Source organism: Bacillus sp. D48C (assembly GCF_053345735.1).
In genome coordinates this window covers 24741-47093 of the sequence record NZ_JBKFAQ010000008.1, presented here as the reverse complement: position 1 = coordinate 47093, position 22353 = coordinate 24741, and the positions used below count along the sequence as shown (strand labels likewise).

At 35.8% G+C, this 22353-nt stretch carries 24 protein-coding genes; 2 read left to right on the top strand and 22 right to left on the bottom strand.

From position 1 onward, the window contains the following. Positions 1 to 16: 16 nt before the first annotated feature. The 10 genes from spoVE to panE form a co-directional block, all read right to left on the bottom strand. The gene (gene spoVE, locus ACLBXA_RS19165) at positions 17 to 1108 is read right to left on the bottom strand and encodes a stage V sporulation protein E (RefSeq protein ID WP_000753521.1); all 1092 of its coding nucleotides are present in this window, start codon (positions 1106 to 1108) and stop codon (positions 17 to 19) included. A 90-nt stretch (positions 1109 to 1198) separates the two neighbouring features. Then, the gene (gene murD, locus ACLBXA_RS19160) at positions 1199 to 2551 is read right to left on the bottom strand and encodes a UDP-N-acetylmuramoyl-L-alanine--D-glutamate ligase (protein WP_000860096.1); all 1353 of its coding nucleotides are present in this window, start codon (positions 2549 to 2551) and stop codon (positions 1199 to 1201) included. Beyond that, complete coding sequence (mraY, locus tag ACLBXA_RS19155; RefSeq protein ID WP_000893058.1) at positions 2552 to 3526, bottom strand: phospho-N-acetylmuramoyl-pentapeptide-transferase; 975 nt, start codon at positions 3524 to 3526, stop codon at positions 2552 to 2554. A gap of 22 nt (positions 3527 to 3548) precedes the next feature. After that, positions 3549 to 5024, bottom strand: a complete 1476-nt coding sequence (gene murE, locus ACLBXA_RS19150) for a UDP-N-acetylmuramoyl-L-alanyl-D-glutamate--2,6-diaminopimelate ligase (protein WP_000766291.1) — start codon at positions 5022 to 5024, stop codon at positions 3549 to 3551. Positions 5025 to 5209: 185 nt separating this feature from the next. Next, complete coding sequence (locus ACLBXA_RS19145; RefSeq protein WP_001266235.1) at positions 5210 to 7126, bottom strand: stage V sporulation protein D; 1917 nt, start codon at positions 7124 to 7126, stop codon at positions 5210 to 5212. A gap of 81 nt (positions 7127 to 7207) precedes the next feature. After that, positions 7208 to 9358: a penicillin-binding protein gene (locus ACLBXA_RS19140; protein ID WP_000739962.1), complete on the bottom strand. Its 2151-nt coding sequence runs from the start codon at positions 9356 to 9358 to the stop codon at positions 7208 to 7210. A gap of 21 nt (positions 9359 to 9379) precedes the next feature. Continuing rightward, positions 9380 to 9742 (bottom strand): cell division protein FtsL, encoded by a 363-nt coding sequence (ftsL, locus tag ACLBXA_RS19135; protein WP_000182806.1) that lies wholly within the window; start codon positions 9740 to 9742, stop codon positions 9380 to 9382. 15 nt (positions 9743 to 9757) lie between these two features. Next, a complete protein-coding gene (rsmH, locus tag ACLBXA_RS19130) occupies positions 9758 to 10690 on the bottom strand; it encodes a 16S rRNA (cytosine(1402)-N(4))-methyltransferase RsmH (RefSeq protein ID WP_000472508.1) in 933 nt (310 codons plus the stop codon). 366 nt (positions 10691 to 11056) lie between these two features. Continuing rightward, positions 11057 to 12673, bottom strand: a complete 1617-nt coding sequence (bshC, locus tag ACLBXA_RS19125; protein WP_000403044.1) for a bacillithiol biosynthesis cysteine-adding enzyme BshC — start codon at positions 12671 to 12673, stop codon at positions 11057 to 11059. A 79-nt stretch (positions 12674 to 12752) separates the two neighbouring features. Further along, on the bottom strand, positions 12753 to 13637 hold the full coding sequence (gene panE / locus ACLBXA_RS19120; protein ID WP_002082267.1) for a 2-dehydropantoate 2-reductase: 885 nt from the start codon (positions 13635 to 13637) through the stop codon (positions 12753 to 12755). Positions 13638 to 13933: 296 nt separating this feature from the next. On the opposite strand from panE, the gene ACLBXA_RS19115 reads away from it, so the two are divergent. Next, positions 13934 to 14407 carry an N-acetyltransferase gene (locus tag ACLBXA_RS19115; protein ID WP_000506698.1) on the top strand — a complete coding sequence of 158 codons (474 nt, stop codon included), beginning with the start codon at positions 13934 to 13936 and terminating at the stop codon, positions 14405 to 14407. Between the two features lie 42 nt (positions 14408 to 14449). On the opposite strand, the gene ACLBXA_RS19110 is transcribed toward ACLBXA_RS19115, so the two are convergent. The 7 genes from ACLBXA_RS19110 to ACLBXA_RS19080 form a co-directional block, all read right to left on the bottom strand. Beyond that, positions 14450 to 14956 (bottom strand): RsfA family transcriptional regulator, encoded by a 507-nt coding sequence (locus ACLBXA_RS19110; protein ID WP_000246470.1) that lies wholly within the window; start codon positions 14954 to 14956, stop codon positions 14450 to 14452. Positions 14957 to 15086: 130 nt separating this feature from the next. Continuing rightward, complete coding sequence (gene rpmF, locus ACLBXA_RS19105; protein WP_001984764.1) at positions 15087 to 15260, bottom strand: 50S ribosomal protein L32; 174 nt, start codon at positions 15258 to 15260, stop codon at positions 15087 to 15089. Between the two features lie 61 nt (positions 15261 to 15321). Continuing rightward, positions 15322 to 15822, bottom strand: coding sequence for a YceD family protein (locus ACLBXA_RS19100; RefSeq protein ID WP_000872137.1), 501 nt, complete (start codon positions 15820 to 15822; stop codon positions 15322 to 15324). Between the two features lie 273 nt (positions 15823 to 16095). Beyond that, complete coding sequence (locus tag ACLBXA_RS19095; protein WP_447617410.1) at positions 16096 to 16716, bottom strand: replication-relaxation family protein; 621 nt, start codon at positions 16714 to 16716, stop codon at positions 16096 to 16098. Further along, the gene (locus tag ACLBXA_RS19090; protein WP_447617409.1) at positions 16658 to 17839 is read right to left on the bottom strand and encodes an FtsK/SpoIIIE domain-containing protein; all 1182 of its coding nucleotides are present in this window, start codon (positions 17837 to 17839) and stop codon (positions 16658 to 16660) included. The genes ACLBXA_RS19095 and ACLBXA_RS19090 overlap by 59 nt, the downstream gene beginning before the upstream one ends. A gap of 115 nt (positions 17840 to 17954) precedes the next feature. Continuing rightward, entirely contained in the window at positions 17955 to 18137 is a 183-nt protein-coding gene (locus tag ACLBXA_RS19085; protein WP_447617408.1) for a hypothetical protein, read from the bottom strand. 2 nt (positions 18138 to 18139) lie between these two features. Then, positions 18140 to 18442 (bottom strand): hypothetical protein, encoded by a 303-nt coding sequence (locus ACLBXA_RS19080; RefSeq protein ID WP_447617407.1) that lies wholly within the window; start codon positions 18440 to 18442, stop codon positions 18140 to 18142. Positions 18443 to 18605: 163 nt separating this feature from the next. Here ACLBXA_RS19080 and ACLBXA_RS19075 point away from each other — a divergent pair, with 163 nt between their 5' ends. Continuing rightward, entirely contained in the window at positions 18606 to 18803 is a 198-nt protein-coding gene (locus ACLBXA_RS19075) for a helix-turn-helix transcriptional regulator (RefSeq protein WP_151617976.1), read from the top strand. A 211-nt stretch (positions 18804 to 19014) separates the two neighbouring features. Here the strand turns inward: ACLBXA_RS19075 and ACLBXA_RS19070 are convergent, their stop codons facing one another. From ACLBXA_RS19070 to ACLBXA_RS19050, 5 genes are all read right to left on the bottom strand, one after another. After that, positions 19015 to 19218, bottom strand: coding sequence for a hypothetical protein (locus tag ACLBXA_RS19070; protein ID WP_151617974.1), 204 nt, complete (start codon positions 19216 to 19218; stop codon positions 19015 to 19017). After that, positions 19215 to 19898 carry an AbiTii domain-containing protein gene (locus ACLBXA_RS19065; protein ID WP_151617972.1) on the bottom strand — a complete coding sequence of 228 codons (684 nt, stop codon included), beginning with the start codon at positions 19896 to 19898 and terminating at the stop codon, positions 19215 to 19217. Before ACLBXA_RS19065 ends, ACLBXA_RS19070 begins: the two co-directional genes overlap by 4 nt. A 116-nt stretch (positions 19899 to 20014) precedes the next feature. Then, on the bottom strand, positions 20015 to 21079 hold the full coding sequence (locus tag ACLBXA_RS19060) for an N-acetylmuramoyl-L-alanine amidase (protein WP_447617406.1): 1065 nt from the start codon (positions 21077 to 21079) through the stop codon (positions 20015 to 20017). Then, a complete protein-coding gene (locus tag ACLBXA_RS19055) occupies positions 21076 to 21306 on the bottom strand; it encodes a BhlA/UviB family holin-like peptide (protein WP_322218527.1) in 231 nt (76 codons plus the stop codon). Before ACLBXA_RS19055 ends, ACLBXA_RS19060 begins: the two co-directional genes overlap by 4 nt. Before the next feature lie 52 nt (positions 21307 to 21358). Continuing rightward, entirely contained in the window at positions 21359 to 22318 is a 960-nt protein-coding gene (locus tag ACLBXA_RS19050) for a tyrosine-type recombinase/integrase (RefSeq protein WP_447617405.1), read from the bottom strand. Positions 22319 to 22353 lie beyond the last annotated feature (35 nt).

The following is a 22353-nucleotide window of genomic DNA, read 5'->3' as shown; positions in this document are numbered from 1 at the left end:
GTCTTATAAACAGGGTTTAGTAGCGAGAATGGCGACTTATATTTAATAATACACCTACTGCCATTAACATTAATGTCAAACTTGATCCACCATAACTTAAAAACGGCAAGGTAATACCCGTAACGGGCATCAGTCCTGTTACAACACCAACATTAATCATTACTTGAATCGCAATCATCGCCACAATACCTACTGCTAAAAACGTACCATATAAATCTGGCGCTCCTAATGCGATACGAATCCCGCGCCATAATAATAGACTAAATAATAATAACACAAATGAACCACCAATAAAACCTAATTCCTCGGATAAGATTGCAAATATAAAGTCAGTTTGTGGTTCAGGTAAATAAAGAAATTTTTGTCTACTTTGTCCAAGCCCAAGTCCAAATAATCCACCGGGTCCAATTGCGAGTAATGATTGGATAATTTGAAATCCACTTCCAAGCGGATCTGCCCACGGGTCTAAATATGATGTAATGCGCTTCATTCGATACGGTGCTGATGCGATTAACCCTACAAACCCTGCTACACCAAGCAAACCAAACATCGCAAAGTGAAAGACCCTCGCTCCCGAAATAAATATCATAATGATACATGTCCCAACCATTACCGTTCCTGTCCCAAGGTCTGGCTGTAACATAATCATCCCAAAAGCAAGAAACACAAAACTAAGAGCCGGTAATAAACCACGTTTAAAAGATGTAATCAATTTTTGCCGTTCCGCTAAAAACTTTGCCAAGAAAATAATCATCGCAAACTTCATAAATTCTGACGGTTGAATCGAAAATGCTCCGATCCCAATCCAACTTCGTGCTCCTCCTCGAACAAGACCTACTCCAGGAATAAGAACGAGAATAAGAAGAATGAAGCAAACTAGCAAAATTACTTTTGAATACGTACGCCACACCCAATAATCAATTTTCATAATAAAAAACATAGCTACTACACCAAGACCCGCAAACAGTAATTGTCTTTTGGCAAAAAAGAATGAGTCCCCCATTTTATAAGAGGCCCAAACTGCACTCGCACTATAAACCATAATCATTCCGATTGTCAACAATGAAAGTGTTACGATGATGAGAATAAAATCAGGCGTTTTCTTCATTACCCACAAACACCACCTCTTTAGGCAGAACCTTTTGCCCTATGTAACAAAACATCAGTAGGTGTTAGCCTACTGATGTTTTGATTTACTTTATATAAGTTTATGCACAGCTTGTATAAAAATGTCTCCTCTTTCTTCAAATGTTTTAAATTGATCCCAGCTTGCACACGCTGGAGAAAGAAGAACAACATCATCTTCTTTAGAATGAGCATAAGCTTTCACCACTGCTTCATCTAAAGTATCGACACTTTCAATTATATCTAATCCCGCTTTTTCTGCCGCTCTTACTAGTTTGGGAGCTGTTTGTCCAAATGTTACAATCGCTTTTACATTTTTGAAATACGGAATTAAATCATCGAATTCATTTCCGCGATCAAGCCCACCTGCTAGTAACACAATCGGTTGTGTAAACGCAGATAGTGCTTTCTCAGTCGCTAACATATTCGTTGCTTTTGAATCATTATAAAACTTACGGTTGTTAATCGTTGTTACATATTCTAAACGATGTTTTACACCAGTAAAACGTTTTAACACGACCGTAATTGCTTCATTAGAAGTACCTAATAATTTCGCAATACTCATCGCAGCTAAAATATTTTCTAGATTATGTTGACCAGGTAAAACGATATCACTTACTTCAACAACTTTTTCACCTTTGAAATAAAGAGCGTTATCTTTTATACACGCACCATCTTCAATTTCTTTCGTTGTCGAAAACAGGATTTTTTGACCTTTAGTATCCGCAGATAACTCCATCACATCTGCATCATCCGCATTTATTACACTATAATCGTTTTCTGTTTGGTTTTTAAAAACATTTGCTTTTGCTAAACCATATTCCTTCTTCGTCCCATGGTAATCTAAGTGGGCTTCAAATAAGTTTAAGAACGCTGCAATTTTAGGTTGGAACGATTCTACTCCCATCAATTGGAACGATGAAAGCTCTGTAACTACAACTTCATTTTCTTTTGCATCCTGTGCTACTTCACAAGCTACAGTTCCTATATTCCCTGCAATAACAGGATGCTTTTGCCCCTCTTTTAACATTTCAAATGTCAGCATTGTTGTCGTCGTTTTACCATTAGACCCTGTAATTCCAACAAATGGTGCTTTTGAAATACGATATGCTAATTCAACTTCCGTAACAATTGGAATTTCTTTTTCTTTCGCAGCAACTAATATTGGATTAGAATACGGGATTCCTGGATTTTTAACGACAAGAGAAATATTTCTCTCTAATAATTCTAAAGGATGGCCACCGCATACAACGTCCATTCCTTTTGCTTGTAATTCTGCAGCAAGTACATTGTCTGCTAAAGGCTTTCCGTCATTTACAATGACATTCGCCCCTAATTTTTGCAACAAAGTAGCTGCTGCATAACCACTCTTTGCAATGCCTAATACAAGAATATTTTTATTTTGAAATTCAGTTACAGTTTTCAATTACATCCACACCCCGATATAAATTCCTAACACAGCTAATAAAAATCCTACAGACCAAAACGTTACAACAACGCGCCATTCTGACCAACCACATAATTCATAATGGTGGTGTAATGGACTCATTTTAAAGACACGTTTTCCTGTTGTTTTAAACGAAATAACTTGAATAATAACAGATAAAGTTTCCATTACGAATACTCCACCAATAATTACAAGTAGTAATTCTTGTTTTAATAAAATTGCTACAGCTGCGATAGCTCCACCTAAAGCTAAGGAACCTGTATCCCCCATAAATACTTTTGCTGGATTCGCGTTGAATACTAAAAATCCCAGTACTGCTCCGACAACTGCCATACAGAATATCGCAACTCCAAATTGTTCTTGCGCTACTGCAATAATACTAAATGCTCCAAATGCAATAGCCGCTGTTCCTGATAATAAACCATCTAAACCATCAGTTAAGTTAACCGCATTCGAGCCACCGATTAGCATAAATAGCACAAGTACAAAATACGCCCAACCTAATTCAAACTTAACATCCGTACCTGGAATCATGATATATGTGTGAAATGCTTGCCCTTTTCCAATTAAAAAGAACGCAATAGCAATAACAAGCTGACCTACTAATTTTTGTTTTGATGTTAAACCAAGATTTCTCTTCTTAACTACCTTTATGTAGTCATCTAAAAATCCAATCAATCCATAACCAAATGTCACTAATAATAATAACGAAACCTCTGCACCTAAATGATTAAACTTAATCGCCATAATAAGTGAAGTGACCATCATAGATACATATATGACAATACCGCCCATTGTCGGTGTCCCTGATTTTTTTTGATGTGACTTTGGTCCCTCATCACGAATACTCTGTCCGAACTTTAATTTTCTTAAAAATGGAATAAACAATGGCGAAAGGGCAACAGAAATTAAGAATGCTACCCCAGCCGTTACTAATAAACCTTGCTCAAGCACATGTAGTCCTCCTCTCACGTTGTTACTCTTCGTTGTTTAAACGCCCTGTAATTGCTTCTTTCGCAACTTCACGATCATCAAAATGATGAACTTCTTTACCAATAATTTGATACGTTTCATGACCCTTACCAGCAATAATAATGATATCATCTGCTTTCACATTAGCGATCGCATGGTGTATCGCTTCTTTTCTATCAATAATCACTTCATAATTATTCCCACTTGCACCCTGTACCATATCATCTAAAATAGCCGCTGGATCTTCACTTCTTGGATTATCTGATGTATAAATTGCATGAGTTGCATATTTTGTTGCAACACTTGCCATTATCGGTCTCTTTGTTCGATCCCTATCGCCGCCACAACCAACGATACAATACACATCACCTTTTGCAAATTGTTTTGCAGTTTTTAATACATTTTCTAAACTATCCGGCGTATGCGCGTAATCAACAATAACTGTATAATTTTGTCCGCCATCAACAACTTCAAAACGTCCTGGAACCCCAGCTAGTTCTTTTATAACAGCAATGATTGTTTGTAATTTCACACCCGAAACAAGTCCTGCTGCTGTTGCTGCAAGTACGTTATATACATTGAATTTACCTATTAATTTCATCGTAACATTTACACTTTCATACGGTGTGACAAGCGTAAATGTAGTCCCGCCACTCGTCATAACGATATTTTTTGCCATAATGTCACTTGTTGTATCAATACCATATGTTACAACTGTTGCTGCAGTACTTCTCATATACTCTTCTGTTACATTATCATCGCTATTCAGCACAGCGTACTTTTCACGATTATGATTATAACTATTGCCAAGCTGTGCAAATAGTAACCCTTTTGCATGTTTATATTCTTCCATCGTTTTATGATAATCTAAATGATCTTGTGTTAAATTCGTAAACACCGCTACATCGTAATCACATCCGTGTACACGACCAAGATCTAACGCATGTGACGAAACTTCCATTACCGTGCTGTCCACACCTTGTTCAACCATTTTTGAAAACGTCTGTTGAAGTGTTAGTGCATCTGGTGTTGTATTTTTCACCTCAAATGTTTCATCACCGATTTTCATATTAATCGTCCCAATTAGCCCTGTTTTATGACCATGTGCTCGCATAATCTCATCCATAATATGCGATGTTGTTGTCTTTCCATTTGTACCTGTAATTCCGATTAAATGTAACTTGTGTGTCGGTTGACCATAAAAATAATCAGCTAAAACCGCTAACGAACGAAAAGTATTTTTCACAAGTACAACTGGAACGTCAACATCAATTGGTCTTTCCGCAACAATAGCAGCCGCTCCTTGTGCCGCTGCTTGCTTAGCAAAATCATGGCTATCAACCGTATATCCTTTCATACATACAAATAAGCTTCCTTCTTTCACTTTACGTGAATCAGCTTCTATAGATGTGATTTCTGGATTTTCTTTTGGAACAACTGGAAAATCATGCAAACATGATAAAAGTGTATGCAACTTCATTTCACTAAACCCTCTCTACATTGTTTATTTATCTTTTTTTCAGTAAGCAACACATTACCTCCTATATAAGGAGGTAAGTGCTACTGGCCTATTTATGAATGAGACACTTATTGTCTCACATTAAGTAACTGTTCTATAAAGAACTCACTTCCACCAATTGTACCATAAAACATACTATGTTACCTTTAATTCCCGAAGTAAATTCTAATTTTTGAGCCTTCTTTTACTTTAGCTCCCGCTTCTGGTGATTGCTTAATTACTTTCTCTCCATCTCCACTTATATCAAGCTGCAAATCGACGAGTTGTGTTTGTAAGTCTTTCTTTTTCATTCCAATTAAATTCGGAACTTCCACAGTTGGTGTATCGCCCCATTTATATTCTTTCTCAACTTGTTCTTTTCTCGGTTTCACTCCCATAACAGGAAGAGCATCTCGAAGGATATTCCCAACAATTGGAGCTGCTACCACTCCACCAAACTGTGTAACCCCTTTTGGATTATCCACAGCAACATACACAACAATCTCTGGATCATCCGCTGGAGCAAATCCGATAAAAGATACAATATAATTATTCTCTAAATATTTACCATCTTTCACCTTTTGAGCAGTACCCGTTTTTCCACCTACACGATATCCATCAATATAAGCTCCTTTACCAGAACCTTTCGCTACAACATTCTCTAATGCATAACGAACTTTTTCTGAAGTTTCCTTGGAAATAACTTTTCTTTTCTCAACAGGTGTCTTTTTACTAACAACTTGATTATTTTTTGGATCAATAAACTCCTTAGCTATATACGGCTGATACAATGTTCCACCATTTACAGCCGCCGCTACAGCTGCTACTTGTTGAATTGGTGTAACAGAAACCCCTTGGCCGAATGAAGTTGTTGCTTGCTCTACTGGACCAACTTTATCTAAATTAAATAAAATCCCACTGCCTTCACCTTGCAAGTCAATTCCAGTCTTCTGCCCAAAACCAAAATTACGAATGTATTTAAATAATCGGTCTTTACCAAGGCGATCACCAAGTTCAATAAATCCCGGGTTACATGAGTTTTGAACGACTTCTAAAAACGTTTGACTGCCATGACCTCCTGCTTTCCAGCATTTCAATCTAGCTCCACCGACTTCAGCTGCTCCATCATCATAAAACGTATCCTTCTCTAAGTCTACTAAATTTTCATTCAATGCTGCAGCTAATGTAATGATCTTAAATGTTGAACCAGGCTCATACGTACTCCACACAGGTAGATTTCTGTTATACACTTCTGGAGAGACACTTTGAAAATCCGCTGGATCAAAACTCGGCCGACTAGACATACCTAAAATTTCACCATTTTTAGGATTCATTGCAATCGCAATCATACCGTCTGGATTATAAGTTGACTCCGCAATATTCATTTCTCTTTCCATAATCCTTGTAATACGCGCATCGATTGTTAATCCTAAATTTAAACCAGCTTCTGGTTTTTTGAAATCATCACCAACATTAGGCATCCTTTGTCCTTTCGCATCTGCAAAAAAACGCACATGACCTTTGTCCCCATTTAGCTCCTTATCATAATATTTTTCTAGTCCCATAAGACCTTGGTTATCGCTACCTGCAAAACCTAATACATGTGATAAAAAATTCCCAAATGGGTAGTACCGGATAGAATCCTCTGCGATATACACGCCCTTCAAACTTAAGCCTCGTACCTCTTTCGCTTTGTCATGTGATATTTTCCTTCCGCCTTTATCTAACCTTACAATCGATTCTTTTTTTGTAATCCTCTTATAAATCTCATCTTTTTCCACACCTAATACTGCAGCTAACTTCTCTGCAGTCTCTGCTGGTTTTTCAATTTGCCTCGGTACAACAAAGACAGTTGGAGCACTTTTATTCGTGGCAAGTTCCACACCATTTCGGTCTAAAATTTTCCCACGTTCGGGTTCAAAAGTAATATTACGACTCCATGAATCTTTCGCACGATCCGTTAACATATTCCCAAGAAAAAATTGCACATATCCAAGACGAATATCGATAATAGTGAAGATAAGTATACCTGATATAAGTATAAAAATAAGTCGTTTTCTAACTGTTACATTTGATACACGCATATCGGAACAAGCCTCCCTTACGCCTAGCTTGTTCCAATATATGCTTGTACTTATTTAATTAGAACTTCTTCTCTTTTACCATTACGGCTTTTCTGCTTCTTGTTGTGGTTCGAGTGGCGGTACGAGTGTGACACCTAATTCTGTACCAGGTTGTAATAATGTTCCTTCCGCCACACTTTGTTCTGTTACGTATCCTGTACCAGAAGGCTTCAAGTTAAGCTGTAATGTCTTCGCTAAATTCATAACATCACGCAGTGCCCATCCTTGTATATTTGGCATTGTAGGCTTATCTCCTACCAAGAAGACTCGGTCGCCTTTCAATGTTTGTTCAGTCGCTTTTGGTACTTGTTGCTGTACTTTCCCTTCACCTAATACGATTGGACGAAGTTTTGCTTTATCAATTGCTTTCCCCGCTTCAGCCATCGTTTTACCAGTTACATCTGGAACAGTAGTTTGTTGCTCTTTCAGATGTTTTTTCGGATCTTTCACTTCATTTGGCTTAATCTTTAAATACTCTAAACTATTTTTTGTTACATATTTAAAAATATCAGCTAAAGGCTGTGCACCGTTCTCATCATCTTTTAATTTCGGCTGTTTTACAGCTACATAAACAACAAGTTGTGGGTCGTCCATTGGTGCCATACCTAAGAATGAGAATATATAATTCTGTCTTCCTGTCATATAGCCGCCTTTTCCATCCGGAATTTGCGCTGTACCTGTTTTACCACCAACTGAATATCCATCAATTTTATAAGCTGTCCCTGTACCTTTCGGAGATGTAACAACACGTTCTAATAACTGTCTTACTTGCGCTGCTGTTTCCTTTGTAACAGGTTTTCCTACTTCTTCTGGCTTATGTTCTAATTTTACTTTCCCTGTTATCGGATCTACAATTTTATCAATTGCATAAGGTTTCATCATTTTCCCATCATTTGCAATAGCTGTTGCAGCTTGTACAAGCTGAATTGGTGTTACAGTGGAACCTTGTCCAAAAGCTGTTGTCACTTGTTGTATTTGCTGATCAAATAAAATTGTATTCGATCCTTCACCTGATAAATCAATGTTCGTTTTTTCATCTAATCCAAAACTATGAATATATTTTCGGAAACGTTCTGGACCAAGTTTTTGATCTCCTAAAATTGCAAACGCTACGTTTGAAGAACGTTCTACCCCTTCATCAAACGTGATAGAGCCCCAACCAGCACCGCCGTTATGATCTTTTATTTTCCTATTTCCGACTTGATATGTCCCGGACTGATAATAATCTTGCCCTTTGTACACACCTTCATTAATAGCTGCCGCTAACGTGAAAATTTTCATTGTTGATCCAGGTTCAAATGCATTGGCAATTGCGTCATTGAAGAAATATTTAATTTGACGATCATTAGGGTCATAACTAGGTTTAGTAGACGTCGCTAATATTTTTCCAGTTTTCGGATCTGCAACAATCCCTATTAAACTTTCTGGTTCATATTGCTTACTTGCTGCTTTCATCGCGTCTTCTAAATAACTTTGGACACGGTGATCAATTGTTAAATACGCGTTATCTCCATTTTTAGGTGCCTTTACATTAACTTTTCCACCATCAAGAGACACACCTTTACGGTCACCTGTATATGCTACTTCTCCGTTAGAAGCACTTAAATATTTATCCAAGCTTTTCTCTATGCCAAATTGACCTACCGAGGTTCCATTCTCATTTGGTTTTGCATGACCTATAACGTAAGATGCGAAATCACCGTTTGGATACACCCTTGCATTTTCTGTAATAAAAGATATTCCCGGCAACTTCAACGCTTCTATTTGTTCCTTCTTTTCTTTCGTCAAATCCTTACCTAACGTTCCAAATTCGACTTGACTTCTACCTTCCTTATTTAAAGAAGCTAAAATATCCTCTTCGCCTTTTCCAAGTACTCCTGCAATTTTCTTTGCAGTATCTTCTTTATTCTCAACAGAGTTAGCACCTTTTAGGGCGGCTACTATTTTATAAGAGTTTGCGTCTTGTGCTAACACATGACCGTTTTGATCATAAATGGTTCCTCTGTTCGCTTCAAGAACTCCTGTTTTACTATGCTTTTGTTTAGCAAGTGCATCTAAATCTTGATTATGAACTGTTCCTGTTGATTGTATGTAAAAAAATCGGGCTAATAACAGCAAAAAGAGCAGGAGGAAAAATATCATAAAATAACCTGCTCCCTTATTGGTATGAAATTTAGTCATATTCTTCTTCATCGTTCCTTCACACCTATTGCCTTATTTGAGGCCTTTCACATTATTCGCATTAATTTCTAGCCCGTGTTTTTTTGCAACTTCAGCGATTCGTTCATAGCGACTTAACTTCTCTACTTCAGCTTGTAATTCTTGATTTTCTTTTTGCTGCTGTACAATTTTTTCTTCTATCGTCGCTGCTTCTACATTAACTTGATAAAGGCCTGCTTTATTTCCAATAAACGCGACACAGGCATACAATAAAAAGCCAATAAACGCTACATACAACAGTTTTTCGATTCTTGTAATTTTCGCTTTAACTTTCGGCTTAACCATCTGCTGTGGGGGCGTTTGAATTTGCACCTCTTCTTGCGCTTGTTGTTTGTACTTTACAGCTAAATTAGTCATACCTCTCTCTCCCTTTTATCGTTTTTCAGCGATTCTCAACTTCGCAGAACGCGCACGATTATTTTCTTCTAGCTCTATATCAGAAGGTAAAATCGGTTTTCTTGTAATAAGCTTTAATTTTGGCTTAAATTCATCAGGAATAATCGGTAATCCTGGCGGCAATTGTGGCGTTGTACTATTTCGCTTAAACGTTGTTTTACAAATACGATCTTCTAATGAATGGAATGTTATAACACTAACTCTTCCACCTGGCTTAACCATCTCAATAGCAGATTCCAATGCTTCTTCAAATACTTTTAATTCATCATTTACAGCTATACGAATTGCCTGAAACACTCGCTTAGCAGGATGCCCACCAGTTCTACGAGCAGGAGCCGGAATACCTTCTTTAATTAGCTCTACTAATTCTCCTGTCGTTTCAATAGCTTTATTCTCACGATAAGCTTCAATTTTTCTTGCAATTTGTTTTGAAAATTTCTCTTCACCGTATTGGAAGAAAATCCTTACAAGTTGTTCATATGACCAACTATTTACAACATCATATGCTGTTAATGGGGCATCTTGATCCATCCGCATATCTAACGGTGCATCATGATGATAACTAAAGCCTCGCTCTGGTGTATCTAATTGTGGGGATGAAACACCTAAATCAAATAAAATACCGTCTACTTCTGTTATACCTATTTCCTGCAGTTTTTCAGCTAAATAGCGGAAGTTACTCTTTACTGTTATAAACTGTTCACCGTATGAAGAGAACTTTTCTTTCGCGTTTTGAATCGCTATCTCATCTTGATCAAACGCTATTAATTTTCCACCTTCAGTTAATTGGGATAATAAATAAGAACTATGTCCTCCTCCCCCCAGTGTACAATCTACATATGTACCATCTGGCTTTATATCTAAGCCGTCTACTGTTTCCTTTAAAAGCACTGTTACGTGTTTAAACATTGTTGCACCTACTCTTTTTCCAATTAATTATGTTGAATGTATCCCTTCCTCTAAACACATCTTTCACGCTTAGAGAATGAAATAATACGAAAGAACGACTCATTTAACTTACCAATAAAGGCAACATACTATACAAATCGCTATTTTCTTTTATTATATACTAAATTTTATCATCTTTTGCGGGAATTTAAATAAAAAACTGGCGAAAAAGCGAATAATACGTTTACATTTTGTGCTATTTTGTCATATATTTAAGTATCCAACACAATTATCACATCTATTTTTTTGATTGATAATTCAGAAAAAAATCACTTCACAGTAAATTCAACGGAATAAAAATAAAATCCTGCTCCAAGGAGCAAGATTTTATAGTTTTATAACATGATGTTTTCCGTCCCAAGAAAAAGGGTTTTCCATTACACGATCAACGAAATCCAAACCAAACTGATTTAAATAATAACATACATTCCACACACGTTCTTGCGGCGCACCTAATGGACGAAGTGCGAATTGTATACGGCGAAATTTATTTAGCTGAACCTCATACTTTTTCTCAACATTTCTTTTCAACATTCTTTCCAGCAGTTCAATTTGTTCATTAATTTTCAATTCGTTTTTCCCTGCAAACGCACTTAACCCCGGCTCTATTTTCTTTACAAATTGCTGTAAAGATGTATGAATATCGGCAATTTCTTTTTTCGCCTTTTCAAAATGATTATCAATCGGTTCCTCTATTTGATTAGACAACCAGTTTTCACGCAGTTTATCGACATCATTTAAAAACGGATCACTTTCTCTCAATTGCAGATCGAATAAATCTGTCGCTATACATCTCTCCACATAAGTAATTGTAAGACGAGGAACGACAGGTGGCATTTGAAAACCGACAGTATGGAATACTTGTTGTAATTCACTCCAATAAGCTAATTCCCCTGGACCTCCAATAAATGCGAGCGTAGGAAATACATACTCTTGCATAAGAGGACGTGTTACAACATTATTACTAAAACGTGCCGGATTTCTCTCCATCTCTTCAATCAACTCTTCGTATGAAAATGAATGCGCCCCATCCTTTCCAACAAACTTACCTTGATGCTCTTCAAGCAATACTCGTTCATTATCTATTTCCATAAATATATGCACTGCATGAGACTTCGTTTCAATAATCGGTTTGTATCCTAGTTCTTTAATTACTTCCTGCTGATTACGAAGGCCCTCTTGTACCTCTTTATACTTACTTATAATTCGCTTAAAAAATGGAATTTCTAACTTTCTTAATTCAGGATGATGTGAATCAACAAGGATTAAACCAGAATTAGCAAAGATTTTCGTAATAAGATGAGCAAAGAAATCTACATACGTATTCGATTTTTCCAAAGCATCATCAACAAATTTTAATACATCCTTTGTAAAATTTGTTTCTGGATATGTTTTAAAAATCTCTTCAATCCAATTTCTACAATCTTCAACAGAAAGTTCAGACTCAGAAGCACTCGCCTTTTTCGGATTACGATCATAAAAAATAGTTTTTTTCATCTTTTTATTTTTCGCTAAAAAAGTATGGTTAATCTCATCCATATCATGGTCTTCACCCGCAATCCAGAAGACAGGGACAACTTTCACCCCTAAACTTTCTTCTTTTTCCTTTGCAAGCTTTAAAATTGAAATAACTTTATGAATTGTATAAAGCGGTCCAGTTAATAACCCCGCTTGTTGTCCAGCTATTACAACATATGTATTTTCATCTCCAAGCGCTTTTACATTTTGAAGTGTAGATTCTCCCGCTTGTAATTTTGTATTATATTCTAATAAATGCGCTACTACATCTTGGCGGAAAAACTCCCTTTCACGCAAATCATGTAAACGCTGTTTAAAAGCATCTTCTGTTAACATATAATCAAAACATGACTGTATCTCTTTTTTACCGTTCATATAGTCCGCTACAACACCTTGTTGCGGAACAGAGATTTCTTTTATCTCCATATAATTCTTCCTTTCGTATCCAGTTCTCTCACCAATCCACATTGTAGTCAATGTTTCACGTAAAAGCAAAGAATAACACTTATACTCTTGTTTCTAACCCTTTTATTGCATCGAACAAAAATTGAAGTGTCGGAACTGGTCGTTGCTGTTTCTTAGCCTCTTCTAATACATATCCAACAATCGCATTAATTTCCGTCTGTCTATTCGCTCTTACATCGGCTAGCATAGAGGATGTATTACGAGACGTTCCTTCACACACATTGCGTACCATTTGCCATACCATCTCTTTTTCTCCTCTAATAAGAAAGGCGACCTCCTGAAACACTTGCTCCATCATTTGATAAAAAAAACGATTCTTGGTTAATTCACCATTCTTAACTCCCAATAACGCCGTCAACGGATTGATACATACATTTACCACTAATTTTTTATGCATAATCTCTTTCCAATCCGTTTCTATTTGAACTGGAAAATAAGACACGGGAAAAGAATGGAATACACTTTCGAAATGTATAGATTGACCACAAACCACTCCAAATTTCGTTACCCCAACTCCAGTATGATGAACGATATGCCCTCCCTCTTTTTTCGCACCATGTTCTACAATACCAACAGCTATATTTTCACACCCTATGTTCAGCATCTTTTGAAGATGTGACATTCCGTTTTGCAAAAAGATTAATGATGCTGCCCCTTCCACAAACGGTAGTATGTCATCTATATGATATTGCTTCACAGCAATAAATATATAATCTAAATTTTGCGCTACCATACTTTCTATCGGTAAAACAGATGGATATACTGTTTCACATGTTCTATCTCTAATACAAGTTACACCTGTTTCATTTAACTCTTCAGCCTGCTTAGCTGTTCTTGTAAACAACGTAACATTTTGGTTACTTTTTTGTAAATAAAATGTATACAATAGACCAATAGCACCTGGTCCGACAATTCCAATTTTCATTTTCACACAAGGGATTCACATTAAGCGCCCTTGCCGCCCCCCTTTTTTTATATCTTTTTAAAGTACATGAGCACGCCCTATAATTTCGTTGTCCTCTGCCAAACAAATACACTCTCATTTTTCACTACGTATATACTGCCTATTAATACACTTATACTCTTAGTTTAGCAAATCCTCAAAAAAATAATAAAAGAAATATACTATCTTCTTCATAAAAATAAAAAAATGAGTTATACTATTATTGTAAATATTTTTACTTTTCTGCATTCAACGAGATAAGAAAAGGATGTGATGTAATGGGATTCCCAAAAGTTGAGCGCTTGCTCATCAATTATAAAACGTTAGATGAATTTAAAAAATTTAAAGGGTGCGGAGCCCAAGAACTATCTATGCTGGAAGAATTGCAAGCAAACATTATTGAAAACGACAGTGAATCTCCATTTTACGGTATTTATTATGGCGGATCACTAATTGCACGTATGAGTCTATATATGAAAAGAAACGGCGGAGAACCATTCGAAATTACAGGTCCTTACCTAGAACTTTATAAACTTGAAGTATTACCAACTTTTCAAAAACAAGGATTCGGGCAAATGCTTGTAAATCATGCGAAACAAATGCAATTTCCTATTAAAACGATAGCGCGTATTCATTCATCTGGTTTTTGGGATAAATTAAGTTTCAACCCCGTATCAGTAACTGATGGAGATTTTTATATTTGGCATCCAGAAACAAATTTGAATGCGGTTACAAACGAAGAATCGGCTTAATAAATAAATAAATAAAAAAAACAGCTGTATAACAGCTGTTTTTTATTTCTTAAGCTTCTCTAACTTTTCATTCGAGCGAGCGTTGTTTCTTTCCACTACCATTACACTTCTTTTTTGATCGATATAATCAAGTAATGTTCTATACTCTTCCTCATATACTGATAATCGCTCCAGAAGACGCTCTCTTTCTGTTTGTAATGATTCAACTTGTTGTTGCAACACCGTTAAAGAGTTTTCATCTTTATAATTTTGCAAGAAGTCAATAACATCATTCAACGTAATTGACGTAGGTTCTAACACCTTCGTCTCTTTCACTTCATAATTTTCTACTTTACGAAGTTGCTTTGCTTCCTCAATACGTTCTTTATATTGCTTTCTTACGTAAGAATTCCATCTAAATCCACATGCTGCTGGTGTACGTGATAAATTTTTTCCCACTTCCTTAAAGGCAGAAAGTTGTGTTCCACCTTCTCGAATATGCCGGAGTACTACTTCTGCCAGAAGCAAATCTTCATCATCAGTCCAAGCATCTTGTCTTGTTGTCGCCATCTCTCTAGTCCTCCCTATGCATTTTTTATTAAGCATATGCAGTTACTAGAAAAGATAGAATACAACAACTAAAGATTAAGACAAAAAAAAATAAACGCAGAAGATATCTTCTGCGTTTATTTTCCCGCAATTACTTGCTGATTACTTCTTTACCTTTGTAAGTACCGCATGCTTTACATACACGGTGAGCTAATTTCGCTTCACCACAGCTTGGGCACTCTACCATACCAGGTACTGATAATTTGAAATGCGTACGACGCTTTCTTTTTACTGTTTTAGAAGTTCTTCTAAAAGGTACAGCCATTCTTCCCACCTCCTTAAAAGAAATAGTTATTTTCATATGAAGGCCTGAACCAGTCTTCCGATTATTTGTCAAAAAACTTTGCAAGTCCTGCCAATCTTGGATCAACAGTCTTTTCTTTGTCTTCTTCCGAAATCACTTGCCAGTCTTGACCTTGCGTCGGTGCTCCACCAGAAACATCATCACTGAAAATTTGCATTGGAATCTCCAAAAGTATATTTTCCTTGATTACGGGCAGTAAGTCAAGTACTTCTCCTTCTAAAGAATGAATTTCAGCTTCAGTTTCAAATTCTTCTTGTGAAGTTTGGAACACCTCAGTTGTTTTAATGTCAAATGGTAATGTCACATCTACTAAAGAGCGAGAACATGGTAAAACCATGCTTCCAGTTATATGTAGATGAAACGTAAACTTACCGGAGCCAAAATCAACTCTTCCCATTACATGCACAGGATTAATTTCACGAATATCTTTCTCGACCTCTTTTAGCTCACTTACATCTACCATCTCATCCAATGTCAATCCTTTATTTCTCAATTTATTCAATTGATGGATGGACCATTTCATATCATATCACCTCAAGGCAACAAACAAAATTATAGCTAGCCATTTTATATTTGTCAATGTTTTTTCTTTACACCTCTAAAGATGCATTGTGTCCATTATGTGATAAAACGTGTATTCTTGTCCAGCTATATTTTCTATTTTAGACAAAATGGACATAAAGTAAATAATAAATGTGGTACAAGTTGTGGTCAATGTGGTCTACGTGGTCAAAAGAGAGTGGTCGTTTTATGCGCCGCTCTCTTCTTATATATATGCCCATAATTAATTTTGTGATTAAAATTCTTCTATTACATAAACCTTTACAAAAATATCATATTTAGCTGCTAATTCTTCCAGTTTCTTTTCTCTGTATTTTGTAACTGTAAAAAAATGAATGATTGGTACTTTTCCGTTATATTTATTTTTATAATACATAGTAAATTCTCCATACCTTTTCAGCTTCTCACTATTTACATTCATCATCTGCGTTCGATCTATTTCAACAGCATTTAAAATCCCTTCTTCATCTCGAAATTTCACATCTGGAATAATTGTCTTCTTTTTATCATCTATTTTATAACGTATAGCTGTTTCTATCTGCCAGTCATCCGGACAAAACAGATAGAGCCAAGCTTCATTTCTCATAAGACTGTGTGCTAATCGATTTGTTGGTACTATCTTTTCTGTATCATCGAATAGCGCACGCCCTTTTTTATTTAAGTAATATACATATTCTTTTTTATATACTGTACTATTAACGAATGCCCCCAAATCCTTTAATATACGGTTTGCATTTCTTATGCCACCTAAATCATGTATAGTCATTAAATGCCTACGTGTAGCAAATTTCAGCTTTCTAATCGAGGTCAGAATCATCATCTGACGATTCAATTTGATGTGTGTTTGCATGTTCATGTTTCTCCACCTCATATTGTTTTAGGACATTCCACATCGTTTCATTAGAAATATAAGGTACTTGAATTTCTGTTAATCTATCCGTTTTAAACAAAGCGCGTCCAGGTATACTTTTAATCGATTCCAATCCACATTCATCTATAACTACTTGAGAAGCTGTTTGTGTCGGTAATCTAAATCCAAGCTTCGCATCTGAATTTTGCTTAACTTGTCGCGGTAATGTATCTCCAGTCGGATATTGTGTACAAAAAATCAACCTGAATCCAAGTGCCCCGCCAATCCTTGCTATATAAGAAAGCATTCTCTGACAAGCAATTAATAACTTTTGCTGCTCTTTACTCATACTTTTATCAGGACAAAGTTCAGCCCCTTCATCAACTATAATGAAATGTCGTTCTTTTATATTTGTTTCTACAACGTTTGTATAGTGTCTTTCCTTCATATAGCACATTTTTTCTTCCATCTTTTCAAGAATTGTATTTAAAACTTGAAACGCTTGAATCGGTTTTTCTGCTATAGATTCAACTTGCTTTAAATTTTGATATGGTCCGAATTCTAATCCACCTTTTAAATCAACAATGTATAAATGCGTATGGTCTGATTGTGCTGTAATAAGAGATGTCATTACATTCTTTAAAAATACAGTTTTCCCCATACGTGTTAAACCACCTAAAGTCATGTGTGGAGTTTTATCAAAATCATGATAAATTAATTCTTCTAAGCTTTGCCCTATAGGTACAACCCATTTCCCTTGTTCGACTAATGTTTCGGACCATCTCCACTTATTAGGTATGTCTTTATGAAATACTCGAATGCTTAATTTATAATTATCATAATGGATCCGAACAGGTTTGTTTAATCCCTCACTCACAACATCCTCAACCTTTTGAATAATTTTGCTGGGCATACCTACAGGTAAAGTGTAAATATATGTTGTGCTGTGATCATCATCAATTTGTTTTTGAAACGTAGGATAATGCAACTTATCGTCCCTTTTAATAGCAATCCCACTCACCTCAAAAAAGACTTGGATTTTCTTTTTATCATCATCTTTTCGTTTGAACTTATCACTTACTAATCCATAAGTTAATGCTGCTGCGGGAACCAGTAGTAACTCCAACATAAACATTTCCCCCTTACATATCCTATAAGGATATCATTGCACTTTTTAGGAATATAACGAGACAAGCCTTTCCTTATACCTTCTCTGTTGTCCCACCCTTCCATATTGTGTTCCATTATAGAAACATAACTAGCGCATAACGTAGAAGATATAAGAACGAGCCTGTGAGCGTTGTGTACAAAGTAATACGTGGAAGCCAATGTGGAACACTCTTCCCCATCTTTTCTGCTACCTTCATTGCAACTACTGACAAACCTGTTGCCGTCCAAATAACTACCGCTTCCCCTGCGAGTGTCATATCTATTCCCCCTCTACTTTCTCACGGAATATAATACCTTTTCTCGTAAGGACTGCATCATAACAATCCATTAAAGTTTCCCAATTTAGAATGTCTTCTTCCTCACCGTATAGATCCTCTTCAATAACCTGGGATAAACTGAAATATCTTCTATACTCCTTGTTATTAAAAACTTCATGATTTTTCATGTGATTCATAATTGATTCCGTTTCTGATTTTGATTTGGATTCGTTATACATTTGACGTAATTCTTTTGAAGGATGTAAATATGGAGTTGCATTCAAGTGGTTATACTGCCAACGCATGTAACCCTCTCCCCTCTTGATGTCCTTAGTTCCACTTGGTATTCCTCGTGGTCTTGATATAGGTATATGAACTAGAATGAAATACATTGTCTGTCCATACTAAATTTATTTTTTAAAAGGACAAAAATGATTTCACAAGAATATACATATAGGGGGTGGGAATGTGTTACGTAGCAACTTAAAACAAATTGTAGATGAAAAAGGATTGCGTTACGGATTTGTAGCTAAAAAAGTTGGCATAGCTAATTCTACAATGACCAACTTGCTCCAAGGGGGCTCACCGACACTTTTAGTTGCGATTAGAATTGCTAAAGTCCTCGATATGCGAGTGGAAGATATATGGATTGAAGAAGAAAAATAATAATATAAAATCAAACTTTTAAAATATCGTATTAATTGGGATGATTTATTTAATTAAAAGGGGATGATACGGTGAAGGTTGTCCAGTCAATATTTAGAGGATTTCGTTTGATCAGTAGGATTGTTAATCCAATACTAAAGGCATTATCCAAAAGTAAATTTTAATTACATAGAAATAAAAAAAGCCGACTTATATAAGTTGGCTTTTAAAATCAAAAAAGATTTTCTATCCATTCTATAATAGACTTCCAAAAAGAAAAGAGTAAAATTAATCCTACAACTAAAGACACTAAGAATGAAATAATAATAGGGTGTCTTTCAGCGAAAGACTTCTTCTCAGTCGGAGTTGTAGCATTATATTGATGCCCAATAGAAGAGTTTTTAATTTTGTTTTTGTTACCAATACGTATACTCATTTTTTACCACCAAATAAATGCCCTAACATAGATTTAGACAACTTATTTTTATCTCCTAGTTGTATTGAGCCATCATAAATTATCTTCTCAATATTATATGTAACTTGCGCTTTCTTAGAGGTGTCATCTTCTACTTGAGACTTAATATCCAAATCATCCAAGTTGTCAAACTCTTTTTCAAGTTCCATAATAACCTCAATTAATTTAGACTTTACATGAGAAACAATTCCATTAAGTTGATTAGATCCTATCCGCATCCTCATCCCCAAAAGCTGAATTTGTCTTGTAGATATAGCGTGACAATAGCTTGTCGGAATAATCAATGCATAATTCTCACGACTCTCTCCATTCAATATATCCTGGAGTGCTCCAATACCATCGCTTATGTTTACTGTTTTAAGTTCATCAATTAGATCATCATTCAATAAATTTTCCAAAGGTACAGAAGCATCAGTGTACTGAGCAGCAGAATTTATTACGTATGTACCTACAGGATTCCCTTTCAGTATTCTATATGGAGGAATTTCTTCATCTGATGTATAACCTTGTAGCTCTCCGTGAATCCAATTCATAATTGTTTGATTATCCAAATCAGAGAGTATAACTTTTAATCTAAAAAGAATATTCTCAAGACTTTCTCTTCCACTTACTACATCATGTAATAATTTACTTCTTGCCATGTAATCACTCCTTTTCTAATATATTACTTTTCTAGTCTACTAAATTTAGAAATCACAAACAATTAATTTAACGTTTCAAACTAAAAAAACCGCCCAATTAAGGACGGCTCTTGTTTTTACTTCACATACACATAGGCTTCATTTGCTGTTACATAGTATGTTTTACCTTTGCTATTGTGGACTTTATATTGCTTTGATCCATTGGCACTTACTTTCGCATCAATCGTAAATCCTAAACCTGCATCTACAGAACCAGCAACATCTTTATCCTGCCAAGATGGAGCATCATAGAAACGTAGATTGTTAACTTTAGAAACAACGCGTTTCCCTACAATAGATGAATCTACTGTACTTTTCTTATTAAACTTCACATAAGATGGATCATTCTTAATCCACTGATCTCCACCAAGATTCAGCCAACCATCCTTTTCAGCCCATATAATATAAGATTCTGGTTTATTTAACTGACGAATCTTAGAATAACTTGTACCAGGTCCTTTACGTAAATTAACGTTGTAGCCTTCAATATAAGCAATACCGTCTGTTACAGCTGTTGGCACTTCTTCTGGTTTAGATGGTTTTTCAGGTACAGAAACATCCACATTAGAATTATTATACGCTCGTTGTACATCTGCTCTGAATTGAGCTTCTGAAACACCATGAGACTTTAAGTAGTCAATTGGATCTTCATGATCTGTACCGCCAAGGTGATGTGTTACATCACTATGTGTCCACAATCCTTTTTCTGCAGATATCTTGTTATCTTTTAAAATTTTCGCTAAAAGTTTTACATATTTTTCATAAGAACGTTTGAATTTTGTATAGTCGGCTGTTTCGCATAATTCTACATGTACAAAACGTTTATTAGCTGCAGGTCCGCCGCCATAAGCAATGTATTTTGTATCAGCAATTTGGATTGTTTCGTCCCAATCGACTGCATAGTGAACAAAAGCATTTCTCCATGTACGAGACTCATACTTTTGAATATTGATAGCTGGTGCTTCTGGAGTCGCCGTAGAATGAGCTACAACTCCCTCGTAAGCGCCAACACCGTAACGATATGGTTGTTTAGGTAAATCTGGAATAATAAGTGTTCTATCAGCAAAAGCGCTTGTTGCAATGGATAAAACTAAAATAACCGCAAAGACTACAGAAGAAATATGTTTTAATGTCTTTTTCATTTTTCATCACCATTCCCCATAATTTTTTGTTTAATATCTGATACATCATTTGCTAATGAACTAAAGGCTTTTGCTTGTTCTTCAATTACACCCTGGTTCTTTTCAATGACCTTTTGATACTGCTCTTCACGCTGCTCATTCTTTTTTTGCGTAGTAAAAAGCATCCACACGAATAATGCTGCGAATGCTCCTTGTTGCATCATTGAATTGAAAATTGCATCTTCCATTGTTCTCATCTCCTTTTTATCAATAAAAAAAGAAGCATACATATGCTCCTGGTTAAGCTGCAAAGCAACTTGGATCCATCCCAAATATCTCTGCAATATCCTCTTCACTTCTGTCCTTCAGATAAGATTCCGTTGTAGAAATATCCGAATGATTAGCAAGCGATTTTAATTTTTCGAGTGGTACACCTTGCACCTTTAAATTATCTAATCTGCTATGACGGAAACAGTGCGGATTAATTTTAAACTCTTTCCCTTCCTTTTCGTACAGCATCTTAGCAAATATCTTGCACCAATAATTAAATACACTTTTATTTAAAAGTTTTCGCCCACCATTCTTATAAACTCTTACAAATAAATCTGGAATAGTATCTTTACCTCGATGATCTATATACAAACGAATACATTTTTGTACTCGTGGATTGTAATACAGCCTAAATTTTTTACCGCGCTTCCCTCGAACCACATTTGTATAATATTGTTCTGTCAATCCTTCCTTTTGAACCTGGTAAACTTCACTCTTTCTCGCTGCACTGTAATAAGACAGTGCTAAATACGTTGCTAACATATATTTTTCTTGCTCAAGTAATTCATCGATTAGCCAATTAATCTGGTCCTCTGTTATAAATGTAATGTCTCGAATTGGATTCTTAGGTAAACCACGCACCCTTGAGCCTACGTTGAACTCGTAATTATAATCATCATCGTCAGCACAAAACTCAAGAGCTGAACGTAATGCACTCATCAATCCATTCACACGTGCGTTTGACATTCCCATCTCTTGAAAGATAATAGATAAATTCCGAATATCTTTACGTGTTAAATCAATAAGCTTTTTATTTTCGAAGTGTTCATGTATCAGAAACAGAATAATTCGTAAATCCCAACTGTATTGCTGTAAAGTGCTTGCCGCTTTCCCTTGCGATTTCTTTTCAATGAGAAAATCTTTGACTAGGTTTTTATTTTCCTGGCTAACATGCTTTTCATAAATTACTTGGTCTACTATTCGTTTCACACTAATCATCTCCTCAAAATAAAAAGAGAAGTGAA

Bases quoted from the DNA above. Each gene is read 5' to 3' on its own strand.
- panE (WP_002082267.1), bottom strand. From the start codon at position 13,637: ATGAAAATTGGAATTGTCGGACCAGGTGCTATTGGTCTATTGTATACA.
- ACLBXA_RS19095 (WP_447617410.1), bottom strand. From the start codon at position 16,716: ATGAACATGCAAACACACATCAAATTGAATCGTCAGATGATGATTCTG.
- ACLBXA_RS19115 (WP_000506698.1), top strand. From the start codon at position 13,934: ATGGGATTCCCAAAAGTTGAGCGCTTGCTCATCAATTATAAAACGTTA.
- murE (WP_000766291.1), bottom strand. From the start codon at position 5,024: ATGAAGTTGCATACACTTTTATCATGTTTGCATGATTTTCCAGTTGTT.
- rsmH (WP_000472508.1), bottom strand. From the start codon at position 10,690: ATGTTTAAACACGTAACAGTGCTTTTAAAGGAAACAGTAGACGGCTTA.
- ACLBXA_RS19060 (WP_447617406.1), bottom strand. From the start codon at position 21,079: ATGAAAAAGACATTAAAACATATTTCTTCTGTAGTCTTTGCGGTTATT.
- ACLBXA_RS19085 (WP_447617408.1), bottom strand. From the start codon at position 18,137: ATGACACTCGCAGGGGAAGCGGTAGTTATTTGGACGGCAACAGGTTTG.
- spoVE (WP_000753521.1), bottom strand. From the start codon at position 1,108: ATGAAGAAAACGCCTGATTTTATTCTCATCATCGTAACACTTTCATTG.
- ACLBXA_RS19055 (WP_322218527.1), bottom strand. From the start codon at position 21,306: ATGGAAGATGCAATTTTCAATTCAATGATGCAACAAGGAGCATTCGCA.
- ACLBXA_RS19080 (WP_447617407.1), bottom strand. From the start codon at position 18,442: ATGCGTTGGCAGTATAACCACTTGAATGCAACTCCATATTTACATCCT.
- ftsL (WP_000182806.1), bottom strand. From the start codon at position 9,742: ATGACTAATTTAGCTGTAAAGTACAAACAACAAGCGCAAGAAGAGGTG.
- ACLBXA_RS19145 (WP_001266235.1), bottom strand. From the start codon at position 7,126: ATGCGTGTATCAAATGTAACAGTTAGAAAACGACTTATTTTTATACTT.
- ACLBXA_RS19070 (WP_151617974.1), bottom strand. From the start codon at position 19,218: ATGAGTATACGTATTGGTAACAAAAACAAAATTAAAAACTCTTCTATT.
- rpmF (WP_001984764.1), bottom strand. From the start codon at position 15,260: ATGGCTGTACCTTTTAGAAGAACTTCTAAAACAGTAAAAAGAAAGCGT.
- ACLBXA_RS19090 (WP_447617409.1), bottom strand. From the start codon at position 17,839: ATGTTGGAGTTACTACTGGTTCCCGCAGCAGCATTAACTTATGGATTA.
- ACLBXA_RS19100 (WP_000872137.1), bottom strand. From the start codon at position 15,822: ATGAAATGGTCCATCCATCAATTGAATAAATTGAGAAATAAAGGATTG.
- ACLBXA_RS19140 (WP_000739962.1), bottom strand. From the start codon at position 9,358: ATGAAGAAGAATATGACTAAATTTCATACCAATAAGGGAGCAGGTTAT.
- ACLBXA_RS19110 (WP_000246470.1), bottom strand. From the start codon at position 14,956: ATGGCGACAACAAGACAAGATGCTTGGACTGATGATGAAGATTTGCTT.
- bshC (WP_000403044.1), bottom strand. From the start codon at position 12,673: ATGGAGATAAAAGAAATCTCTGTTCCGCAACAAGGTGTTGTAGCGGAC.
- ACLBXA_RS19065 (WP_151617972.1), bottom strand. From the start codon at position 19,898: ATGGCAAGAAGTAAATTATTACATGATGTAGTAAGTGGAAGAGAAAGT.